Source organism: Specibacter sp. NPDC078709, assembly GCF_040686795.1.
GTDB lineage: Bacteria > Actinomycetota > Actinomycetes > Actinomycetales > Micrococcaceae > Specibacter.
The window spans coordinates 61,807-83,946 of sequence record NZ_JBFBLU010000001.1 but is presented as its reverse complement, the minus strand read 5'-3'; the positions used below and the strand labels follow the sequence as shown (position 1 = coordinate 83,946).

Annotated in this window: 21 protein-coding genes; 18 read left to right on the top strand and 3 right to left on the bottom strand. The window is 60.2% G+C overall.

The genetic code is table 11. The annotated features are described in order from the left end of the window. Nucleotides 1-241 precede the first annotated feature (241 nt). The 4 genes from AB0P14_RS00375 to AB0P14_RS00360 all read left to right on the top strand — a co-directional run bounded on the left by AB0P14_RS00375 (nucleotide 242) and on the right by AB0P14_RS00360 (nucleotide 4,984). Entirely contained in the window at nucleotides 242-3,172 is a 2,931-nt protein-coding gene (locus AB0P14_RS00375; RefSeq protein WP_363836465.1) for a DNA translocase FtsK, read from the top strand. A gap of 76 nt (nucleotides 3,173-3,248) precedes the next feature. Further along, nucleotides 3,249-3,875: a CDP-diacylglycerol--glycerol-3-phosphate 3-phosphatidyltransferase gene (gene pgsA, locus AB0P14_RS00370; protein WP_363836464.1), complete on the top strand. Its 627-nt coding sequence runs from the start codon at nucleotides 3,249-3,251 to the stop codon at nucleotides 3,873-3,875. A 9-nt stretch (nucleotides 3,876-3,884) separates the two neighbouring features. After that, a complete protein-coding gene (locus tag AB0P14_RS00365; protein WP_363836462.1) occupies nucleotides 3,885-4,397 on the top strand; it encodes a CinA family protein in 513 nt (170 codons plus the stop codon). A gap of 149 nt (nucleotides 4,398-4,546) precedes the next feature. Beyond that, entirely contained in the window at nucleotides 4,547-4,984 is a 438-nt protein-coding gene (locus tag AB0P14_RS00360; protein WP_363836460.1) for a helix-turn-helix transcriptional regulator, read from the top strand. 129 nt (nucleotides 4,985-5,113) lie between these two features. On the opposite strand, the gene AB0P14_RS00355 is transcribed toward AB0P14_RS00360, so the two are convergent. Next, a complete protein-coding gene (locus AB0P14_RS00355; RefSeq protein WP_363836458.1) occupies nucleotides 5,114-5,587 on the bottom strand; it encodes a MarR family transcriptional regulator in 474 nt (157 codons plus the stop codon). Nucleotides 5,588-5,600: 13 nt separating this feature from the next. On the opposite strand from AB0P14_RS00355, the gene AB0P14_RS00350 reads away from it, so the two are divergent. From AB0P14_RS00350 to dapF, 7 genes are all read left to right on the top strand, one after another. Continuing rightward, entirely contained in the window at nucleotides 5,601-5,879 is a 279-nt protein-coding gene (locus AB0P14_RS00350; RefSeq protein WP_363836456.1) for a DUF3046 domain-containing protein, read from the top strand. Nucleotides 5,880-6,296: 417 nt separating this feature from the next. Continuing rightward, a complete protein-coding gene (gene recA, locus AB0P14_RS00345) occupies nucleotides 6,297-7,349 on the top strand; it encodes a recombinase RecA (protein WP_363836454.1) in 1,053 nt (350 codons plus the stop codon). Nucleotides 7,350-7,355: 6 nt separating this feature from the next. Then, entirely contained in the window at nucleotides 7,356-7,883 is a 528-nt protein-coding gene (locus tag AB0P14_RS00340) for a regulatory protein RecX (protein ID WP_363836452.1), read from the top strand. Nucleotides 7,884-7,971: 88 nt separating this feature from the next. After that, nucleotides 7,972-9,318, top strand: coding sequence for a lytic transglycosylase domain-containing protein (locus AB0P14_RS00335; RefSeq protein ID WP_363836450.1), 1,347 nt, complete (start codon nucleotides 7,972-7,974; stop codon nucleotides 9,316-9,318). 77 nt (nucleotides 9,319-9,395) lie between these two features. Next, nucleotides 9,396-10,973, top strand: coding sequence for a tRNA (N6-isopentenyl adenosine(37)-C2)-methylthiotransferase MiaB (gene miaB, locus AB0P14_RS00330; RefSeq protein WP_363838085.1), 1,578 nt, complete (start codon nucleotides 9,396-9,398; stop codon nucleotides 10,971-10,973). Next, nucleotides 10,970-11,962: a tRNA (adenosine(37)-N6)-dimethylallyltransferase MiaA gene (gene miaA / locus AB0P14_RS00325; protein WP_363836448.1), complete on the top strand. Its 993-nt coding sequence runs from the start codon at nucleotides 10,970-10,972 to the stop codon at nucleotides 11,960-11,962. Before miaB ends, miaA begins: the two co-directional genes overlap by 4 nt. Nucleotides 11,963-12,025: 63 nt before the next feature. Further along, entirely contained in the window at nucleotides 12,026-12,958 is a 933-nt protein-coding gene (gene dapF, locus AB0P14_RS00320) for a diaminopimelate epimerase (RefSeq protein ID WP_363836446.1), read from the top strand. Here the strand turns inward: dapF and AB0P14_RS00315 are convergent. Beyond that, on the bottom strand, nucleotides 12,955-13,593 hold the full coding sequence (locus tag AB0P14_RS00315) for a methyltransferase (protein ID WP_363838082.1): 639 nt from the start codon (nucleotides 13,591-13,593) through the stop codon (nucleotides 12,955-12,957). The two genes, dapF and AB0P14_RS00315, sit on opposite strands and share 4 nt — an antisense overlap. A 158-nt stretch (nucleotides 13,594-13,751) precedes the next feature. Here AB0P14_RS00315 and hflX point away from each other — a divergent pair, with 158 nt between their 5' ends. Beyond that, complete coding sequence (gene hflX, locus AB0P14_RS00310; RefSeq protein WP_363836445.1) at nucleotides 13,752-15,413, top strand: GTPase HflX; 1,662 nt, start codon at nucleotides 13,752-13,754, stop codon at nucleotides 15,411-15,413. Continuing rightward, nucleotides 15,406-17,430, top strand: a complete 2,025-nt coding sequence (locus tag AB0P14_RS00305; RefSeq protein WP_363836443.1) for an ATP-dependent DNA helicase — start codon at nucleotides 15,406-15,408, stop codon at nucleotides 17,428-17,430. Before hflX ends, AB0P14_RS00305 begins: the two co-directional genes overlap by 8 nt. A 274-nt stretch (nucleotides 17,431-17,704) precedes the next feature. Here AB0P14_RS00305 and lexA read toward each other — a convergent pair whose 3' ends face one another. After that, the gene (gene lexA / locus AB0P14_RS00300; protein ID WP_363838079.1) at nucleotides 17,705-18,394 is read right to left on the bottom strand and encodes a transcriptional repressor LexA; all 690 of its coding nucleotides are present in this window, start codon (nucleotides 18,392-18,394) and stop codon (nucleotides 17,705-17,707) included. Between the two features lie 333 nt (nucleotides 18,395-18,727). Between lexA and AB0P14_RS00295 the strand changes: the two genes are divergently transcribed. The 5 genes from AB0P14_RS00295 to AB0P14_RS00275 all read left to right on the top strand — a co-directional run bounded on the left by AB0P14_RS00295 (nucleotide 18,728) and on the right by AB0P14_RS00275 (nucleotide 22,044). After that, the gene (locus AB0P14_RS00295) at nucleotides 18,728-19,213 is read left to right on the top strand and encodes a LysM peptidoglycan-binding domain-containing protein (RefSeq protein ID WP_363836441.1); all 486 of its coding nucleotides are present in this window, start codon (nucleotides 18,728-18,730) and stop codon (nucleotides 19,211-19,213) included. A 76-nt stretch (nucleotides 19,214-19,289) separates the two neighbouring features. After that, nucleotides 19,290-20,387, top strand: a complete 1,098-nt coding sequence (locus AB0P14_RS00290) for a histidinol-phosphate transaminase (protein WP_363836439.1) — start codon at nucleotides 19,290-19,292, stop codon at nucleotides 20,385-20,387. 189 nt (nucleotides 20,388-20,576) lie between these two features. After that, a complete protein-coding gene (hisB, locus tag AB0P14_RS00285) occupies nucleotides 20,577-21,203 on the top strand; it encodes an imidazoleglycerol-phosphate dehydratase HisB (protein ID WP_363836438.1) in 627 nt (208 codons plus the stop codon). After that, a complete protein-coding gene (hisH, locus tag AB0P14_RS00280) occupies nucleotides 21,200-21,895 on the top strand; it encodes an imidazole glycerol phosphate synthase subunit HisH (RefSeq protein ID WP_363836436.1) in 696 nt (231 codons plus the stop codon). Before hisB ends, hisH begins: the two co-directional genes overlap by 4 nt. Continuing rightward, on the top strand, nucleotides 21,895-22,044 hold the full coding sequence (locus tag AB0P14_RS00275) for a hypothetical protein (protein WP_363836434.1): 150 nt from the start codon (nucleotides 21,895-21,897) through the stop codon (nucleotides 22,042-22,044). The genes hisH and AB0P14_RS00275 overlap by 1 nt, the downstream gene beginning before the upstream one ends. Nucleotides 22,045-22,140: the final 96 nt, after the last annotated feature.

Sequence of the window (22,140 nt, the reverse complement as noted above, 5' to 3'; positions counted from 1 at the left end):
TCCGCAGTAGGATTTCCCTGCTGCGGGCCACTTTGCGTATGCGCACTTTCTTCACGTACGACGCCGGATACTCTCACCTTGCGCTGCCATCGGGTGTGGGGTGGGTATAAACCACGCAGTTAAACCACACAGTTAAACCACACGGTGGTTGTGGACCCGGCGCGTCGCTGTGCCTGCCACCACGGCCGGTTCGAGGGGCAAATTCGTGTTGTTCCGGGCCGTGGCAGGTACCGTTAGAGGCATGGCGACTCGTTCTACACCCACCCGTCCGTCCTCTGGTCAGAAGGGCGGCGCATCTTCGCGCGCCCCCAAGACCAGCAAGATGCCCGTGCCCCGCAACAAATCAACCGCTGCCGAGCCAGAGGTTCACTTGGTGTGGCCTGTGCGCATGGTTGTGGCATTCTGGCAGGGTTTCGGCCACCTGGTGGGCGGCGCTGTCCGTCGGATGGGCACGGACAAGAGCCAAATGCCCGCAGAGGAACGCCGAGATGGCTCGGGTCTGTTGTTCTTTTTGCTGGCCGTACTCATTGCCACCTTTGAATGGTGGGGCTTGGGCGGCCCTGTCGCTGACGGCGTACGTGGCATCTTCCAGGGCACCTTTGGCTGGTTCGCAGCATTGCTCCCGCCGATGTTCTTGATCTTCTCGGTGCTGGTCTTCCGCCAGCCCAGCAATATGTCCACCAATAACAGGGTGGCTCTGGGCTTCGCCATCATGACCTTAGCCGGCTGTGCCCTGGCGCATGTGGTCGCCGGGAACCCCGACATTGCTGACGGCTTTGACGGCCTCAGCGCTGCAGGCGGCATGGTGGGTGCTCTCAGCGGTAGCCTCGTCGCGAAACTGGGCAACATCACCGCCATTATTTTCTTCTCCCTCGTGGCATTCGCCAGCGTCCTTGTCCTGACGAATACCCCAGTACGGCACATTCCGGCCCGCCTGCGTGGAGTCTACGAACAGCTCATGGGTACCGCCCCGGCCACTGCACCACGCGGCGACGGGCACGATCAAAGCTACCTGTACGAAAATGACGGGCAAGCCGCTGCCAAGAAGCCTCGCAGTCTGCGAGCCCGCCAGAAGGCGGCCAAGACAGCCGAGGAAGAAGCGGAGCTGCTCGGTATTGAAGCTTTCGACACCCCGCTCATCGCGGCCGATGACAGCGAGACCGAGGAGCCGGCGTCGTCCGCTCCTGCGCTCCGCCCCGGAGTCCGCCGGCCCACACGGGATCAGCTGGCGGCCGATAAGATCAAGGCCCGCCAAGGGCTGCCCACCTCCTCTGACGTGTTTGACGCGCAGCAGGAAAATGCCGAACCGGTCACCGAGGCAATCGGCGTCGTTGCCGATAACTCGCCGCGTGAACCACGTGCTGGCGCACCGGCCGCCGGGGGAGTGTATGACGTCGATGCGGCGGTGGCACGTGCCATTCCCGCCCCGCCGATGGCGCCGCCAACGCCCATCCCGGCACGTTCGGAACAGCTCCAGCTCTCCGGCGATGTCACCTACACGCTGCCCGATTCGGAATACTTGCCAGCCGGACCTCCCGGCAAAGATGCCACGGCCGCCAATGACGCCGTGGTGGATGCGCTGACCAACACTTTGCAGCAGTTCAATGTTGATGCTGCCGTCACCGGTTTCAGCCGCGGACCCACCGTGACCCGCTACGAAATTGAGCTGGCGCCGGGCACCAAGGTGGAAAAGGTCACAGCACTGAGCAAGAACATTTCTTACGCCGTGGCGTCCTCCGATGTGCGTATCCTCAGCCCCATCCCGGGCAAGAGTGCCATTGGTATTGAGATCCCCAACGCCGATAAGGAAATTGTTGTCCTGGGCGATGTGCTGCGTTCAGCCAATGCCCGCCGCACCGAACACCCCATGGTTATGGGTGTGGGCAAGGACGTTGAGGGTGGCTTTGTGGTGGCCAACCTGGCCAAGATGCCGCACTTGCTGGTGGCCGGTGCTACCGGTGCTGGTAAGTCGTCTTTTGTGAACTCCATGATCGTTTCCATCCTGATGCGTGCCACACCGGATGAGGTGCGCATGGTCATGGTGGACCCCAAGCGCGTGGAATTGACGGCGTATGAGGGTGTGCCGCACCTGATCACTCCCATCATCACCAATCCGAAGAAGGCCGCCGAAGCCCTGCAGTGGGTAGTGCGCGAAATGGATACGCGTTACGACGATCTGGCCAACTTCGGCTTCAAGCACATTGACGAGTTCAACAAAGCCGTCAAGGCTGGCAACGTCCATCCGCCCGAAGGGTCCAAGCGCGTGGTTCGGCCCTACCCGTACCTGCTGGTGATTGTGGACGAGCTCGCCGACCTCATGATGGTGGCTCCGCGCGATGTGGAAGATTCCATTGTGCGTATCACCCAGCTGGCCCGTGCCGCCGGTATCCACTTGGTCCTTGCCACCCAGCGTCCTTCCGTGGATGTGGTGACGGGTCTGATCAAGGCGAACGTGCCCTCGCGTATGGCGTTTGCCACCTCCTCCGTCACCGACTCCCGCGTGGTCTTGGATCAGCCCGGTGCTGAGAAGTTGCTGGGTCAAGGTGACGCATTGTTCCTGCCCATGGGCAAGTCCAAGCCCGTACGTGTGCAGGGTGCGTGGGTTACCGAGGCTGAAATCAAGGCAGTGGTGGATCACGTCAAGGGCCAGCTCAAGGCCACCTATCGCGACGTCATTGCCACCGAGGCGCCCAAGAAGGTCATCGAGGATGACATTGGCGATGACATGGATCTGCTGCTGCAGGCCACCGAACTGGTGGTCACCACACAGTTCGGCTCCACCTCCATGTTGCAGCGCAAGCTCCGCGTGGGCTTCGCCAAGGCTGGCCGCCTCATGGACCTGCTGGAGTCCCGTGGCGTGGTGGGACCCTCAGAGGGTTCCAAGGCCCGCGATGTGCTGGTCAAGCCGGACGATCTCGCCGAAACCCTGGCCGCCATCCGCGGTGACGGACCGCTGGAAGGAGGGGCCGGCGTCGAACCTTCATCGGGTGGGCCCACTCCCGCCCTGGATCCTATGACCGCGGCACTGGCCGAGAACGCCAACGCCAACCATGGTTGGGGTGGTGACCTGGTAGCTGATGATCTGGCCAGTCGCCCCCAAGCTGTGGAGTACAACGACGGTGATGACGATGAAGAAGGTGGCGAGGACGCATGGTCGTTGACCGGACGCTAAGCAAAGTCTCGGCAGCCCAAGCTAATGTTCCGGCCGAGAATACTGCGCAAGCTCACTTTGCCGATAGCCTTGCACTGTGAGTGAAACGGTGGCGCCGCGCCCTTCGAATTGGAACCTTCCCAACGCTTTGACGCTCTTTCGCATTGTCATGGTGCCCTTCTTCGTCTGGGCTTTCATCGCCGACGACGGCCAGTACGGACCTTTGCGCTGGCTGGCCGTCGGCCTGTTTGTGGTGGCCATTTATACTGACAAGCTCGACGGCGACATCGCCCGGGCGCGCGGGCTCATCACGAGCTTCGGCAAGATTGCCGATCCCATAGCCGATAAATTGCTGATTGGCTCGGCCCTGATCATGCTCTCGGCCGTGGGTGAGCTGTGGTGGTGGGTCACCATAGTCATGCTGGTGCGTGAAATCGGTATTACCCTGTTGCGCTTTGTGGTGATCCGATATGGTGTCATGGCCGCCTCCAAGGGCGGCAAGCTCAAGACCGTCCTGCAGACGGTAGCCATCTTCTTCTATCTGCTTCCCGTCACCCCGGCACACGACTGGCTGAGTATTATTGCGCTCGTGGTCATGCTGGTGGCCTTGGCCGTCACGGTTGTCACGGGCGTGGACTACCTCGTCAAGGCCGGACAGTTGGTCCGGTCGGGGCGCGGGAACAACGGGGGCAACGGCGCTACCCGCAATGGGGCACAGGGCTAAGGACGCTCCATGGACTCACTCGTAGCCGCATTCGTGCCCAGTGGATTGGCCGCCCTCGTGGCCAGTGCCATTGCGAAAAACGTCACGGTAGGCACAGCGGAATCACTCACAGCTGGAATGGTGGCCGCAACCATCGCAGAGGTTCCTGGTGCCTCTGCCATGCTGCAAGGTGGGGTGATCGCCTACCAGAATTCGGTCAAGGAGAAGCAGCTCGGGGTTTCAGCGGCGCTCTTGGCCAGTAGGGGAGCCGTGGATCCCGAAGTGGCCTGCGGTATGGCATTGGGCGCCTGTCTTGCAGTGGGGGCACGGTTAGGAATCTCCACCACCGGCGTGGCTGGGCCTGAACCGCACCAAGGCAAAGCAGTGGGCTTGGTCTATATTGGGGTGGCCCTTGACGGGGTGGCCCATGCTCAAGAATTCCACTTTGACGGAGACCGGGAAGCTATCCGAGTGCAGGCCACCCAGGCTGCCTTGACGCTCGTGGCTGAAGCAGTTAAAGCTGCTCGGGAACAAAAGTTGTAACCAGATAGTTAGTCATGATGAACGCTAAATGCTCCCTTTCCCTCTAGGATGGGAACACCAAGCGGGCAAAGGGGTTTCCAGTGGACCATTCACTGGGGAAGCCCAACCCATTGAACTGCAGTGAATAATCTAGGAGTTAGGCGATACCGATGGTGAAACAACCCGTATCCGTAAACGGCGTGGTGCGCTGGCGGGATGTGGGTTTGGCGGACGCAAAACCACATCAGCAGAAGGAACGCAAAATGGTGGTACTACGCCACGAAATTGGCGACGTTCTGCGAGATGTACGTCAACGTCAAGGCCGCACTCTCCGCGAAGTCTCACACAATGCACGCGTCTCACTGGGCTATTTGAGTGAAGTCGAGCGCGGACAAAAAGAAGCATCCTCAGAGTTGCTCTCTTCCATTTGTTCCGCCCTGGACGTTCCCTTGTCACTCATGCTCCGTGAAGTGAGCGACCGTCTGGCCATTGCCGAAGGCGTGGCTGTCCCGGACACTGTTCCCCAGGAATTTGCTGCACGCTATGGCAGAGACCTGAACGAGGAACTCTCCGACGAACTCAACAAGGGCTTGATGTCCAACGTCTAGCATTCCAAGGGCATCAGTCCTGTGCAGCGTCTACTAACAAGCAATAAAAAACCGGCCCCATCTACGGTGAGGGCCGGTTTTTTATTGCTGAAAATTCTGCTCTTCGGGTTTCGGGCTAGCGACCGGGGGTTAGCGACCGTAGTCGGCGTTGAGCTTCTCAAGCAGCCGGGCCAGATCGGTGAGATCGCGCTCATCCCATCCAGCCAACTGCTCATGGAAGGCCAGTTGGCGTCCGGCGTGCAGCGAGTTCATCTTCGCTAGGCCGGCGGGAGTTAAATTAATGAGTTGGGCACGCCCGTCAAGCCGGTCTGCTTCCTTAGCCACCAGTCCAAGGGAAACCAGGAAAGTAACCTGGCGGCTGACCGAGGGTTTGCCGACGCCAATCCGTTTTGCCAACTCCGTCAGACGCATCCCACCCTGACGCATCAGGACGGACAAGAGACCGTAAGCTGCTGGTTCCAAATCTGGGTGGACGCTTCGTGTCAGCTGGTGGTTGATGGCTCGGGCCCTGCGCGAGAAGAGGCTTAGTTGGGAATCAAGAAGCTCTATGGCAGCGACCTTGGCGCTGCTCGCAGGTGTGCCGGGCGCGGCAGGACTTGTCATGGATCAATTCTAAGTGAGCCACCCCTGTGCAACGGTCTGCCGCAGGAGGCTGTCGTGCGAGAATGGGGGAGTGAGAGTTAGCGAATTTTGGCGTTTGATGGATGAAGAATTTAGTCCCTCCTATTCACGGGTGCTTGCCCGGGATCTGGTTTTAGCTGGGGTAGGGGGGAACACCGCAAGTGAGGCGTTACGTGCCGGATTCGACCCCAAGGAAATCTGGCACGAGGTGTGCAAGATGCAAGATGTGCCTCCCTCGCGATGGCTAGGCAGGGACGTAGCGCCCAAGAGCTAGTGGTGCCCAGGCACTCGAGGGGGCTCTAGATTTGCTTTGCGTCTCGGACGTTTCCGGTACTTCGACAAACGAGGACCTAGCGACACGCCCTGAAATGTTCGAATACTTATTCTATTTTCTTTATACTGGTTTAGTGCCGTCCTGTGGAGGAAACAAAAAAGTTCTCCACAATTTTGGGCTTGAGCGCCGGTGACAGCAGACAATGTCAGACCCTTGAACTAGCGTTTTAGGTATGGAGAAAAGCCTGCAGAGCCATGGGCTTGGCAGGATGCCGGGAAACCGGTGAAGAACCACAAAGTGTCCAGGCTATTGAGTCAGGGCACTGAGCACTGACCGTATCAACCACAGACCGTGAATGGCGCCCAATGCGCAGTTCAAGGGGCCGGAAACGGCGCACAGGAAAGACCGAGGTGAATCATGGCCGCTCCCGCAGACCGTGACAAAGCGCTGGCAGCAGCATTGGCTCAAATTGATAAGCAATTTGGCAAGGGCTCCGTCATGCGCTTGGGTGATGACATCCGTGCACCCATTGAAGTGATCCCCACCGGATCCATCGCCTTGGATGTGGCTCTGGGTATAGGTGGCCTGCCTCGCGGACGAGTTGTTGAGATCTATGGGCCGGAGTCTTCCGGTAAGACCACCCTGGCTCTTCACGCGGTGGCTAGCGCCCAAAAGCTTGGCGGTCTTGCCGCATTTATCGATGCTGAGCACGCCCTAGATCCCGACTACGCCGCCAAGCTCGGTGTCGACACTGATGCCTTGCTGGTGTCCCAGCCGGATACCGGTGAGCAAGCCTTGGAAATCATGGACATGCTCATTGGTTCAGGGTCTTTGGATGTCATTGTCATTGACTCCGTGGCAGCCTTGGTGCCGCGCGCGGAAATTGAAGGCGACATGGGCGACAGCCACGTCGGCCTCCAGGCACGGTTGATGAGCCAGGCGCTCCGGAAGATTACCGGACGCCTGAGCCAGACAAAAACCACCGCCATTTTCATCAACCAGTTGCGTGAAAAGATCGGTGTGTTCTTTGGTAGCCCGGAGACCACCACGGGTGGAAAGGCGCTGAAGTTCTACGCCTCCATCCGTATCGATGTACGCCGCATCCAGACCTTGAAGGAAGGTGCGGACGCCGTTGGTAACCGCACCAAGGCCAAGGTTGTCAAGAATAAGATGGCCCCGCCCTTCAAAATCGCCGAATTCGACATCATTTACGGTGTGGGTATTTCGCGTGAAGGCGGCATCATTGACATGGGTGTGGAGCACGGCATCATCCGCAAGTCCGGTTCTTGGTACACCTACGATGGCGACCAGCTGGGTCAGGGTATGGAAAACTCACGTCGATTCTTGAAAGACAACCCGGAACTCACCGATGAACTGGAGCGTTTGATCAAGGCCAAGCTCGGTGTTGGGGTCATTGCTCCCACCGAAGATGAGGAAGCCCCCAAGCTTAAAGCAGTGGACGGCTTCTAGGCCGAGATGAATTCCGTACCTCGCGGCTCGGATCCGGCAGTTGACGCCAACCCGGCGTCAACTGCCAGATCCATTGTGTTGCGCCAACTCTCACACTCTGCCAAGAGTCGCTTCCAGCTCAGCCAAAAACTGGCCGAACGGGAGATCCCTGCGGATGTTGCCGAAGCAGTGCTGGACCGCTTCGAGGTGGTCAAGCTTATTGACGACGCCGAGTTCGCCCAAGAATGGGTCCGCACCCGGTCACTGTACAAATCACTGGCCCGTGGTGCGTTACGGCGTGAATTGGCAGAGAAGGGCATTGCTGAAGATCTCATTGACGAGGCCCTTGCACAGGTTGATGACGATACGGAGCGGGAACAGGCTCGTGATCTGGTGCAGCGCAAGGTCCGTCCGTCCATGAATCTAGGGGACCGGACCGAACGGGATAAATACACCCGTCGGTGGGTTGCCATGCTGGCGAGGAAAGGCTTCAACCCGTCCAACGCCTTCGCAATTGTCGGCGAAGTGATTGATGAAAGTTTGATAGCAGAATGATGGAAGCCTGAGCTGAAAGCTGCTGCAGCTAGGGGAGCTGGTGTCTTTTTCTGCATGAAAGCTCCGGTACCCGCTATGCTGGCGACATATGCGTACTCAACTTCCACCCCTGAGTAGATTCCTTGCTGGCACCGTGACGGCAGGGATTTTTCTCGTCTACGGAGTCACGATGGGGCCCGCACTTGCGCAAGACGCGCCGCCGTCGGGCTTCCCTACATGGGCTGAAGTCCAAGCTGCCAAGGGCGATGCGGCAGCTACAGCCGCGGCGGTGTCCAAGATTGGGCAGTTGCTGGACTCACTGGAAAACGAGGCCGGCACCTTGGGCACAGCCGCCGTTGACGCAGGGGCCAATTATGCCCTGACTGAACGCAAACTAGACGCCGCCGCTGCGGAGGTGAGCGTCTTGAGTGAGCAGGCCAGCCGCGCTGCTGAGGAGGCCGCGAAACACAAAAAAGACGCCGTTGCCATCGCCGTGCAAAGCTACAAGAACGGTGGCACCGATCTAGGCTTTTTTGCCACCATGGCCGCACTAGAAACACCGGAAAGTCTCAACGGTGTGGAACTGCTGCAACAAGTGGGGGAGCAGGCAGCCCAAAAACAGGCCAGGGCTCAACAATCACAGGCGGCAGCGACTGCCCTCGAGAAGACCCGCCAAGCAGCGCAGGACGCACAAGCGCTACTCGCTGCCGAAGCGCTGGTATCTAGGGACGCCGCCGTTGCCGCCCAAAATGCCGTGGTGGCTCAGTTGGATGCAAAAAAGGAGCAAAGCGCCACGCTCACGGCCCAGTTGGCTACTCTCAACAACACCACCGCAGCCAAAGAAGCGCAGTACAGGCAGGGGCAGGAAGCACTGGCCGCCTACAACGAGGCACAGGAAGCTAAACGCCAAGCGGCCGCGGCGGCCGAAGCCGCCCGACAAGCCGAAGCTGATCGCAAAGCAGAGGCCGCACAACAAAACCCAGCGGCCACCCACCCGGCGCCGCGGCCTGGCAATCCGAATCCGGCGCCCCAACCCGCTGCTCCTAAGCCTGTTGTGCCCAAACCTGTTGCCCCGCCGGTAGAGACCAACCCTGGGGGTTATATTCCTGTAGAGGTTCTACTGCCCAATATCCCTGGCGGTGCCGTCAACGATCCAGCTGGGGCCAAGGCCTACGCGTCGTCGCGATTGGGCGCTTATGGATGGGCGCAGAGCGAATTTCAGTGCCTGAACCTGCTATGGGAACGGGAATCGAATTGGCGTACCAACGCCACCAACCCTTACAGCGGCGCCTATGGCATTGCCCAGTCGCTGCCCCCAGGGAAGTACGCTTCCGCCGGATCAGACTGGCTGACCAACTACCGCACCCAGATCGAATGGGGCATGGGGTACATCAAGAACCGTTACGTTTCACCGTGCGGAGCATGGAACCACTCCCAAAGCGTCGGCTGGTACTGATCCCCACTCGCTGGCGCGCCAGTGGAGCCGTTTAGCTGTTCCGCGACGGTTGGTCTTAAGCTGGATGGGTGAGCCTGATCCCAAATAGCGTAGATCCTTCCGCCAGCCCCGTAAGCACAGTAGTCCCAGCCAGCCATCCCCGCACCTATCAGGTACGCACGTATGGCTGCCAGATGAACGTCCATGACTCAGAGCGCATGGCAGGGCTGTTGGAAACAGCAGGAATGGTGGCCGTTGAAGAAGCCGGTCCGGCACGCATTATTGACGCCAACGGTGATGCTGTTCCCGATGTGGTGGTTTTCAACACCTGCGCGGTCCGCGAGAACGCTGACAATAAGCTCTATGGCAACTTGGGAATGCTCGCGCACATCAAGGAAACCAACCCCGGTATGCAGATTGCCGTGGGCGGCTGCTTAGCGCAAAAGGATCGCGACACCATCCAAAAGCGGGCACCCTGGGTGGACGTTGTCTTCGGTACACACAATGTGGGTGCCCTGCCCGTTCTGCTAGAGCGTGCCCGGCACAACGCCGATGCACAATTGGAGATCCTCGAGTCCCTCGAAGTGTTCCCCTCGACCCTGCCCACCCGCCGCGATTCGGTGTACTCGGGCTGGGTCAGCATCTCCGTCGGCTGCAACAACACCTGCACCTTCTGCATTGTGCCTTCACTGCGCGGCAAGGAACGCGACCGCCGCCCCGGGGAAATCTTGGCCGAGATCCAGGCACTGGTCGACGACGGCGCCATCGAAGTCACGCTACTGGGCCAAAATGTGAACTCCTACGGCGTCGAATTCGGAGACAAACTAGCCTTTGGCAAATTGCTGCGCGCCTGCGGCGAGATCAAGGGCTTGGAACGGCTCCGCTTCACCAGCCCGCACCCAGCCGCATTCACCGACGATGTGATTGCCGCCATGGCCGAAACTCCCAACGTCATGCCGCAGCTGCACATGCCGCTGCAATCCGGATCCGATAAGGTCCTCAAGGACATGCGCCGCTCGTACCGGTCAGCTAAGTTCTTAGGAATTCTGGACCGTGTGCGCGAACAGATCCCGCACGCCGCCATCTCTACTGACATCATTGTCGGCTTCCCTGGTGAAACCGAGGAAGACTTCCAAGCCACGCTCGACGTCGTTGAAAAGTCGCGCTTCGCCACCGCTTTCACCTACCAATATTCCAAACGCCCCGGCACTCCGGCCGCGGATCTGCCAGATCAGTTGCCCAAGGAAATTGTTCAGGAACGCTTCTTGCGTTTGACAGCACTCCAGGACCGGATCTGTGCCGAGGAAAACGCTTTGCAGATTGGTCGCAAGGTGGAGGTCATGGTGACGGCCACTTCCGGACGCAAGGCCGCGGAGACCAATCGCTTGTCCGGGCGTGCCCGGGATCAACGGCTGGTCCACTTCAGTGTCCCCGAGGGCGCCCAGGCCCCGCGCCCCGGCGATCTGGTTACCGTCACCATTACCGATGCTGCAGCCTTCCACCTCGTGGCTGACCCGGATCTGGCCAATTACCAGCTGCGCCGCTCACGTGCCGGCGATGCCTGGGATTTGGCCCAAGCCGAATCATGCGGCGTCCCCACCGCGTCGGGAACTTCCGACGCCGTCCGGCCCAAGGTAAGCCTGGGCATGCCGACGCTTCCGGTTCGTTCAGCATGACCCCAGCACCGGAGGCTTCTGCGAACGCCCCTGTGGTGGCAGCGCCGGAGATGCTTCCAGTGGTGGCTATTGTTGGCCCCACGGGCTCAGGGAAATCGGAGCTGGCCCTAGCACTGGCGGAGCGTTTCGATGGCGAGGCCATTAACGCAGACTCGATGCAGTTTTACCGGGGTATGGACATTGGTACGGCCAAACTTCCCCTGGCAGAACGGCGCGGCATCCCGCACCATCTGATGGATTTCCTCAGCGTCAAAGAGGACACCACGGTGGCTGCCTTCCAGCAGCTGGCCCGTGCCGCCATTGCGGACATCCGATCACGGGGTAAGCTGCCCATTCTGGTGGGTGGTTCCGGTCTGTACAACCGGGCGGCATTGGATGTCTTGGAATTCCCCGGCACCGAGCCCACCGTCAGAGCAGCCCTCGAGGCTGAACTGGAGAGCGATGGCTTGGCCACCCTCCTGCACCGACTCAACGAGGTGGACCCAGTCTCCGCTGCCCGTATCAACGACGGTAAACGCGCGGTGCGGGCCCTGGAAGTACACGCGATTACGGGCCGGCCTTTCAGTTCCTTCATGCCCGATCGCCAATATGTGGTCCCCACCGTGCAGATCGGGCTCAACGGCGACCGTGCCCAGCTGCACCAGCGTTTAGGTACACGGGTTCACAAGATGGTGGATGCTGGCCTGCTCGATGAAGTCGCGGCACTCATTCCCGAAGGACTGCGGGAGGGGCGCACCGCACACAAAGCACTCGGCTATCAGCAGTTCCTGCGCGTTATTGACGGCGAATCCACTGTGGAGCGGGCCAGCGAAGAAACCATTGTGGCCACGCGCCAATTCGCTCGTCGCCAGCTCACCTGGTTCCGGGCCGATCCGCGTGTGCAGTGGCTGGATTGGTCCCAGCCGGACCTCGTTGAGGCGGCAGCGGCACTCGTCGCGGCGGCCAGCCTAGCTAGCCCAGCCAGCCCAGCTAGCCCAGCCAACAGCTGAGTAAAGCCCGCGCATAGAAAGCCAAGTACCGGCGTCGTGCGTGGGGTGCTTTAGAGTTATTCCATGACTGCAACTATCACCTCCCTGACAGGCCTGCGCTTTGGAAAAGGCCACGGCACCGGCAACGACTTTGTGCTCGTGGCCGATCCCGGGGGTGAGCGTGAACTGGTGCCAGAACAGGTTGCCAGGCTCTGCGATCGGCGCCGTGGACTGGGCGCAGATGGCCTGATCCGTGCCGTCCGCTCCGAGAATATCCCCGAAGGAACGGCGCTGCTGGAGGAAAATCCGGGCGCCGAATGGTTCATGGATTACTACAACGGCGACGGTTCCATCTCGGAGATGTGCGGCAATGGGGTGCGAGTGTTCGTGCACTTCCTCGTGACACAGGGCCTCGTGGAGCTGGGCGCCGGTGAAGAGCTCGTGATCGGCACCCGGGCCGGCGTCAAGGTGGTGGCTCGCACTGCAGACGGGTACCGCGCGGACATGGGCCCCTGGGGTTTCATTCACCCCGAGCAGGCCCTGAGCGGCAGCGACTCGCTAGTCGAGACGGCCGGGCTGGCCGTGGCACGCCCTGCCCTGTCCGTCACCATGGGCAACCCGCACACGGTGGTGGCGCTGGCGGATTTGAGTGAGATGGCAGCAGCCAACCTCACCGTGGCGCCCGCCGTCACCCCGGAGCCCCCGCACGGGACCAATGTGGAGTTTGCGGTGCCTGCCGAGCCTTTGGTGACGGACGACGTCGGACGCATCAGTATGCGTGTTCACGAACGTGGAGTGGGGGAGACTCTCTCCTGCGGGACCGGTGCCTGTGCTGCGGCAGCCGCCACCCGTTTTTGGGCCGGTGACCAGGCCCCGGACAACTGGGCCGTAGCAGTGCCCGGCGGCATCGTCGGCGTGCGTTTCTTCCCCGGGCCCGATGGTCGCGAGCATGTGGAGCTAAGTGGGCCCGCCGTCATCGTGGCAGAAGGTGTTTTTGCCGACGGGCTGAGCGCCTAAGGCTTGGTGCGGGTCACCTTCAGAATCCTGAAGGCCTTATTCGTGGAATCGCGAGCCACCGTAAAGCCGGCATCAGGGAACTGCTCGCTAAGTTCGGCGGTCAGCCAGCGCTGTAACGAATCAGCGCCCAAGTTCTTTTGCACCACAAGGTAGGCCGTGCCGTTGTGGGCCAAGCGGGGCAGCCACATCAGCAGGATCGAGTGCAGCTCGGCCTTGCCCACGCGGATGGGCGGATTGGACCAGATCGTCGTGAAACGCAGGTCTGCATCAACGGCGTCGGGAGTTGACGCTTTGACGTTGGCCAGTCCCAGAGCCTTGGCGTTGTCCTGGGTCAGCTCGATGGAACGCTCATTGACGTCCACTGCGTACACCGTTGCTGCAGGGGAGCGCAGCGCCAAGGTGAGGGCAATGGGTCCCCAGCCGCAGCCGATGTCCAAAAGGTTGCCGGCAGTGGCCGGTGGTGGTGCTTCATTGAGCAAGATGGTGGTGCCTTTGTCCACACCATCGGGGCTGAAGATGCCCCCGGCTGTGTGGAGGTTGCGCTCCTCGCCAGCCAAAACCACGCGAAGTGGCCGGCGTTTCATCGGCGTGGACGGTTGTGAACTGAAATAGTGATCTGCACCCTGAGTACCCATAGTCATGCCAGATTAGTGCCCAACGACCGCTTTGTGTATCTAGGCGCGCCTAAGCGCAGCACATGCACACGTGTGATTATCCACAAGCCAAGAACCTCAAAAGGTGTGAGTGTCGGTGGCTCGGACTACGATTGAGGGTAACAGCCTATAAGGAGAATATGTCCCACGCATCTGCACACAATGGTTCCGACGGCAACGAGCTGCCCCGTGACGGGGAGAACACGGCACCTTCACAGGGCCACAGCACGGGGGAGGAGTCCCTTTCTGCCGCGGAGATTGAAGCCGTGATTGACCGGATTTTGGCCAAGGACGCGGCCGCTTCTCGTGCCACGCGTGCGGATGAGGGCATTGAGGCCCAAGATCCGTTCGGTGGGGCCCCTGCCACCAGGCCGCTTGAAGGACGGGCGCAAGCCGTGTCCACCCTGAATTTCCAGCACAGCCTCTCTGATGGTGATCAGAGCGAGTTGGCTGACCGCAACGCGCTGCGCCGTCAGGCAAGCCTGTCCACTGAGCTCGAAGACGTCAGCGAAGTCGAATACCGCCAGTTGCGCCTTGAACGCGTAGTGCTCGCTGGTCTGTGGTCCTCTGGCACCATGGCCGATGCCGAGAACTCGCTGCGAGAGCTGGCTGCTCTGGCTGAAACGGCAGGATCGGAAGTCCTGGACGGTTTGGTGCAGCGCAGGGCCAAGCCTGATCCGGCAACGTTCTTGGGACAGGGCAAGGCCCAGGAACTCAAGGAGATGGTGCACGCCACCGGCGCAGACACCGTGGTCATTGACGGTGACCTCTCACCGTCCCAGCGGCGCACGCTTGAAGAGGTTGTCAAGGTTAAGGTTATTGACCGGACTGCACTGATTCTGGATATTTTTGCCCAGCATGCCCAATCCCGTGAAGGCCGGGCTCAAGTTGAACTGGCCCAGATGGAATACCTTTTGCCACGACTGCGTGGCTGGGGTGAATCCATGTCTCGTCAGGCTGGTGGCCGGGTGGGTGCTGCAGGTGGCGGTATTGGTTCCCGTGGTCCCGGTGAAACAAAGATGGAACTGGACCGACGCAAGATCCGCACCCGCATGGCGAAACTGCGCCGCGAGATCGCAGCAATGGCTCCTGCCCGGGAAACCAAACGCGCCAACCGCAAACGCAACAATGTGCCTTCAGTGGCCATTGCCGGCTACACCAATGCTGGCAAGTCCTCGCTGCTGAACCGTCTCACTGATGCGGGCGTGCTCGTGGAGAACGCACTGTTCGCAACACTGGATCCAACGGTCCGTAAAACCGAGACTTCTGACGGCTTGGGCTACACCTTGGTTGACACTGTCGGGTTTGTCCGCGCACTGCCCACCCAACTGGTGGAAGCCTTCCGCTCCACTTTGGAGGAAGTCGCCGACGCGGATCTGATCCTGCACATTGTCGATGCTTCCCACCCAGACCCGGAGGGGCAGATCTCTGCGGTTCGCTCGGTGTTTGCCGAAGTCGAGGCACTGCAGATCCCGGAAATCATCATCCTGAACAAGGTAGATATCGCCGATCCCTTTGTGGTGGAGCGTCTTCGCCAGCGTGAGTCCCGCTCTGTGGTGGTCTCGGCCAGGACAGGACAAGGCATCGAGGAGTTGCTCGAAGCCATCAAGGAAGGGATTCCGCACCCCAGCGTCGTGCTGACATTGCTGGTCCCTTATGACCGTGGCGATGTGCTGAACAAATTGCATCGCAGCGATGCTGAGATCATCAGTCTGGAACATGGAGAGCAGGGCACCTTGGCTCAGGTTCGTGTCCGTGAAGACTTGGCTGCAGAGGTTGAACCGTTTGTCCAGCATGCCTGATAGTGAACTTTCGCAGCAGGCACTGGACCTTTTGGATCGGGCCGTTGACGCCATGGGCGGGCAACGCCGCGATGGCCAGCATGAAATGGTACGCCGGGTAGTTGCCGCTCTTGAGAGCGGGGACCACCTGCTGGTTCAGGCGGGCACGGGGACCGGAAAGTCCCTCGCCTACCTGATACCACTGATCGTCAACTCCCTGACCAGCGACAAGCCTGCGGTGATTGCCACCGCCACCCTTGCCCTCCAAGCACAGATCGTGGGCAGGGACGTACCTAGGTTGTTGGCTACCCTGAAACCGATGTTGCCGCGGGCCATTGACGTTGCTTTAGTCAAGGGCCGCAGCAACTATGTGTGCCGGCAAAAACTGGCAGGTGGTTTCCCTACCGAAGACACCGGCGAGGGCGCCCTTTTTAGTCTTGGCGAAGACAACGTGGCTCACCCTCCCAGTGCCACCTCCGGGCCCACCTCACAGCTCGGCAAGGAAGTGGTGCGTCTGCGCGAATGGGCGCAGGAAACAGACACCGGCGACAGGGACGAGATTGTTCCGGGAGTGACGGACAAAGCCTGGCGGCAGGTCTCTGTAACCTCCATGGAATGTCTGGGCGCCCAGAAGTGCCCGATGGCTACCGAGTGCTTCTCGGAGCTGGCCCGTGCCCGCGGAGCAGAGGCTGACATTGTGGTCACCAACCACGCCATGCTGGCCATCAGTGCCTTTGAAGGCATCGCCGTGCTTCCCGACTATGACGTGGTGGTGGTCGATGAAGCACATGAGCTCCAGGATCGCGTAACAGGCGCGGTCACCGGGCAACTCTCTGTGCAGATGGTGCAGGCGGCGGCGTCAAGCACGCGCAAGCACACCGCTGTTTCCGTGGACGCCTTGCAGGCCAGCGCCGCGGCACTGGACCTTGCCTTAGCTGGTGTTCCCGAGGGGCTATTCCCACAGGGGCTCAACGAGGTGCAATCTCAAGCTGTGGAGCAATTGCGTGACGCGGTACGTGCCGCCTTGTCCGATTCTAAGCCTGAGGGTAATGCTGCCGCCGACGGCGGGCGTTCGATTGCCCGATCCAGGCTCAATCTGATCTTCGATTTGTGCGAGCGTCTGCTGGTTGCCAATGATGCCCGTGAGGTGGTGTGGGCCTCGCGGCCGGGTTCCTTCGCACCGGGCAAGGGCTATCAGAAGGCGGATGAAAATGAGCCGGCAGTGCTCAACATCGCACCCTTGAGCGTGGCGATGAAATTGCGGGAGGGCTTGTTTGCCGATCGGACGGTAGTGCTCACCTCGGCCACTCTTGCTATTGGCGAGTCCTTCCAAGCCACAGCTGGCGGGCTCGGTCTTTTGGGGCCCAGCGCTCCCACTTGGACGGGGGCCGATGTCGGTTCGCCGTTCGACTACCCCAAACAAGGCATGCTCTATGTCGCCGCCCATCTGCAGAAACCCGGCTTCGGGATGTCCGCTGAGCAATTAGATGAATTGGAAGCGCTCATCACCGCCGCCGGTGGCGGAACCTTGGCTCTGTTCTCTTCGCGGCGTGCTGCAGAAGACGCAGCCGAGAAGCTCCGCAAAAAGCTCAAGGTGAAGATCCTGTGCCAGGGGGACTCCTCCATGTCCGGGCTCATTAAACAGTTCGCCGATGAACCGGACACCTGCCTGTTCGGTACCATGTCGCTCTGGCAAGGTGTTGATGTGCAAGGAGCCTCCTGCCGTCTGGTGGTGATAGATAGGATCCCGTTCCCGCGCCCGGATGATCCGCTGGTCACTGCCCGCGCCCGTGCCGTGGCGCAAAGTGGCGGCGACGGATTTATTGCCATCTCTGCCACCCATGCAGCGGTGCGCCTCGCGCAGGGGGTGGGCCGGTTGATCCGTTCCAGCCAAGACCGGGGCGTGGTTGCTGTACTTGATTCCCGTCTGGCCAATGCCAGCTACGGCGGTTTCCTGCGTGCCGCTCTACCGCCTTTCTGGTCCACTAAGGACAGAACCGTGGCGTTGGGCGCGCTGAAGCGGCTCTCCGGCAAGTAGTGCCACCCACGAAGGCAGGGTTACGGGCTGGATTTGAAAACGCAGATGATGCCATGAAAATCGCGGATTTGTCGCGTCTTCTGCAGTCTCGAACTGGTTAAGCGCGTCATCTGCTGTTTGGAAGCAGAAGCCACTGACACTCCGGGCTGTACACACATTTTGGCTGCCACACACGAAGGCACCCCATCAGCTCATGAGCTGACGGGGTGCCTTCGTACTTCTTCGGCACGCGCCAACGGCGGCCGGCTATCGGTTTTTTCGTTAGAGACTTCGGTTAGAGGCTTCGCAGCACCGAGACGACCTTGCCCATGATGGTGGCATGGTCGCCCAGAATCGGCTCATAGCGAGTGTTCTGTGGCAGGAGCCAGGTGTGACCGTCACGCTGACGGAACGTCTTGACGGTCGCCTCATCCTCGAGCAATGCCGCCACAATGTCGCCGTTGTTGGCTGTTGGCTGTTGACGCACAACAACCCAGTCGCCGTCGCAGATGGCGGCGTCGATCATGGAATCACCCTGGACCCTGAGCATGAACAATTCACCGCTGCCCACGATCTGCCGCGGCAAAGGCATGATGTCATCCACTGACTGATCAGCCAAGATGGGGCCACCTGCTGCGATGCGGCCCACGAGAGGCACAAAAGCGGTGTCCGAAGAACTGCTCAGCTCGGCAAAGTTCAGACCGTTCGAACTGCGCAGAGTCTTCGGTGCGCTAACGCCTTCGATTTCGACAACTCCGCTGTCCAATACCAGCGGGATGAGAACTTCCATGGCGCGGGGACGCTTGGGATCACGGCGCAAATAGCCGTGGCGCTCCAACTGGGTCAGCTGATGAGTGACGCTGGAAAGGCTAGCCAGCCCCACGGAATCGCCAATTTCGCGCATTGAGGGCGGGTAGCCCTTGTCGGCAATGCACCGTTGGATGCACTCGAGAATTTTCTTCTGCCTTACCGTCAGGCCCTTCATTCCAGCGCGGCTGGGTGCTTGGGGAATGCGGTGCGGCGGGTCTGGAAGCGCCATGGTTCCGTCGGTCCTTTCGTGGCTGCCCTGAACAATGTCAGTGCCTGCTGGTGGACTGCATCTAGCGGCCAATCCTTGTTCTGCAAGTTTAAGCCACGAAGAGACGAATTTCAAACATTTGTTCTATTTGCTCTTGGCAAGTGTCGTCTATAGATGCTAAAACTGTACTAGTAGCAAATTAGAACATACGTTCTATCGAAGATGTTGAGTGTGGAATCTTGGTCCGATGGCTGCAGTTGGCCCCTGGGCAGTGGATTCACGGTGAAAGGACCAGAAGTCATGAACGCATTGCTTATCTCCCACGCATCCTTTGGCGTGTCCCTGCCCGGCCCTGCACCGACCATGGATCGTGCTGCCCAACATGGAGCTGTTCGATCAGGGGAAGTGAAGATCGGTGGAGCAGATTGTGGCACAGCGGACTTCGCTGGCAGCACTCGGCTCAGCTTGACCCGTCGTGGTCGGTTGGTGTTCTTCGGCATCCCGACTCTCGCTGTCGCGGCGCTGATCTTGTTTGTCTCCTTTGCCATCATGGCCGGATCTCTCGCGAGTCCGGCAAACGCGGCCGCTGAGGTGAAGGCGGTCAACATGGCCGACTACGCCGTCGCCGTGACGGTCTTGCAGGGCGACAGCTTGTGGAGCATTGCCGGTGCTGCCGATCCCACCCGCGATGTACGCCATGTGGTTCGCGAAATCGTTGCACTGAACGATCTGGGCACCGGTGTCCTGCAGGCAGGTCAGCGGCTTTACGTTCCCATCCCGAAGTAGCGCTCCTGCAGGTGATGGTGTCCGCATTGTGTCGCCGTTTCGAACTTTTCCACGGCAAGCAAATATGCTGGAGGGCATGGACCAGTTTGAACGCCTAAGTCAATTGCCGCTTCGTGACGACTTGCGTGGACAGCACCCCTACGGTGCACCTCAGCTTGATGTTCCGGTGCTGCTGAATGTTAATGAAAACACCTTTGGTGTTCCGGCCGATGCCAAGGAAGCAATCCTTGCAGCAGTGGCCGAAGAGCTAAATGGTCTCAACCGCTACCCGGACAGAGAATTCACCGTTCTGCGCCAAGAGCTGGCGGCTTATCTTGGCCACGGCTTGAGTGAAGATAATCTTTGGGCGGCCAATGGATCCAATGAAGTGCTCCAGCAGTTACTGCAGGCATTCGGAGGTCCGGGCCGCACCGTCATGGGATTCCCTCCCACATATTCCATGTATCCGCTACTCGCCAGCGGAACCGGGACAGGCTACATCGCTGGTGTTCGCGCCCAGGACTACAGTCTTTCTGCGGAATCTGCCGCCGAGCAGGTTCGCCAGCATGCTCCGAACCTCGTGTTCCTCTGCTCGCCCAACAATCCCACCGGAACGGCTTTGGGCCTGGACGTTGTGGAAGCCGTCTATGCAGCCGGCGAGGCATCTCAAACAGTGGTTATTGTTGACGAGGCCTACGCAGAATTTGCCCACACAGGAACCGAGAGTGCTCTGAGCTTGCTCGAGGGGCGGCCTCGACTGGTGGTCTCACGCACCATGAGCAAGGCCTTCGCCTTAGCAGGGGCACGACTGGGATACCTGGCTGCTGCGCCGGAAGTCACCGACGCCCTGCGTCTGGTCCGCCTGCCCTACCACCTCTCCGCCATTACCCAAGCAACAGCTGTGGCAGCCCTACGGCACTCCACCTCACTGCTAGCCAATGTCGAACAGATCAAAGTCCAGCGGGACCGGATCGTCAAGGAGCTCATTGCTCTAGGGCTTAGCCCGGCGCCGTCCGATTCAAACTTTGTCTTCTTTGGTGGACTTGAGAATCCGCATGCGGTCTGGGAAGCCTTGCTGGCCGACGGCGTACTCATTCGCGACGTTGGAATTCCGGGCCACTTGCGTGTCACGGCAGGTACGGAAGCCGAGACCACAGCTTTCCTTGAAGGACTGCGCGCCTTCCTTGCCGCCTGAGGACGCTTTTTAATTCTGTGAGGAGGATCCGCCGTCGAACATGGCTGGTTCCTTCTCGCCAGGGGAGAGGTTTGGGTATAACCATGTCTTCTCTCCTAAACTGGTAGCACTACACCAATTCGTTTACGCGCCCGTCCCTGCCCGGCAACTGCCGGCTGCGAAGGCGCACCACAACAAAGGACTGCCGCAATGACTCAGAACAGCCCGAATCCCGGCCAGGGACGCACTGCCCGCCTGGAGCGTGCCACGAGCGAGTCAAGCGTCATGGTGGAGATCAACCTCGACGGCACCGGCGTGTCAAACATTGACACCTCCGTGCCCTTTTACGATCACATGCTCACGGCTTTGTCCAAGCACTCCCTGATCGACATGAACATCAAGGCCACTGGCGATACCCACATCGATGCCCACCACACGGTAGAAGACGTGGCCATCTCCTTGGGTGAAGTCCTCAAGGAGGCCCTAGGGAACAAGGCCGGGATCCGCCGCTTCGGCGAAGCCACGGTCCCCTTGGATGAAGCCCTCGCGAACGCCGTGGTTGATCTTTCCGGCCGTCCTTACTTGGTACATGGTGGCGAGCCTGCCGGACAGGAATACCACCTGATCGGTGGTCACTTCACTGGCTCGCTTACCCGCCACGTCTTTGAAGCCATCACCTTGCATGCTCAGATCTGCCTGCACATGACAGTCATTGCTGGCCGCGATCCGCACCACATCGTCGAAGCGCAGTTCAAGGCCTTCGCCCGGGCACTGCGCTCGGCCGTTGAAGCCGATCCCCGCGTCACCGGCATTCCGTCCACGAAGGGCCTTTTGTGAGTTCGGCAGCTACCGAGTCAGCAGTAAGCAACACGGCAGGTAGTGACAAGCCCACGGTCACGGTGCTGGACTATGGATCGGGCAACGTCCGTTCAGCCGTCCGCGCGCTGGAACGTGCCGGGGCAGTGGTAACGCTCAGTGCTAAACCCGAGGATGTTCTCAACGCCGACGGCTTGGTTGTCCCTGGCGTGGGCGCCTTTGGTTCGGTCATGGACGAGCTCAAGGCCGTTGATGCGCTGCGCATGATCGGCCGCCGCGTTGCCGGTGGCCGGGCAGTGCTGGGCATCTGCGTCGGTATGCAGGTCCTCTTCGACGCCGGAGTAGAACACGGCACCCACCGCGAAGGCATGGGGGAGTGGCCGGGGACTGTGGAGCTATTGCCGGCCCCCGTGGTCCCGCACATGGGGTGGAATACCGTCACAGCAGCTGAAGGCTCCATGCTTTTTGAAGGCGTTGAATCTGAGCGCTTCTACTTTGTGCATTCTTATGGTGTGCAGAAGTGGGACTTTGAGGTATTGCAGCCCAAAATGCGTCCGCCCATGGTGACTTGGTCCGAGCACGGTGCCCCGTTCATCGCGGCCGTTGAAAACGGCCCGCTCTGCGCAACACAGTTCCATCCGGAAAAGTCCGGTGACGCAGGAGCCCGCATGCTGCGTAACTGGGTCAATTCCCTGACTAAGGCGGCTCGCTGATGTACTCGTTGTTGTTGATGGCACTGGCAGGCTTGCTGATCGGTGGAGCCTATACGTTCTACCAGCAGAAAACCCCGCGCTGGATCCCCATCAGCTTTGCCGCGTTGGCCGCCATGTCTCTCATAGCCGCCTACATGTTCACGCTCTAGCTTGATGCTCGTCTAGTTTCACGCTCGTCAAGTTTCACGCAGTAACCCGCGGCTACGCCGCAGCTTTCTTCCTGTAGTTTCCACCCGTAGGACAAA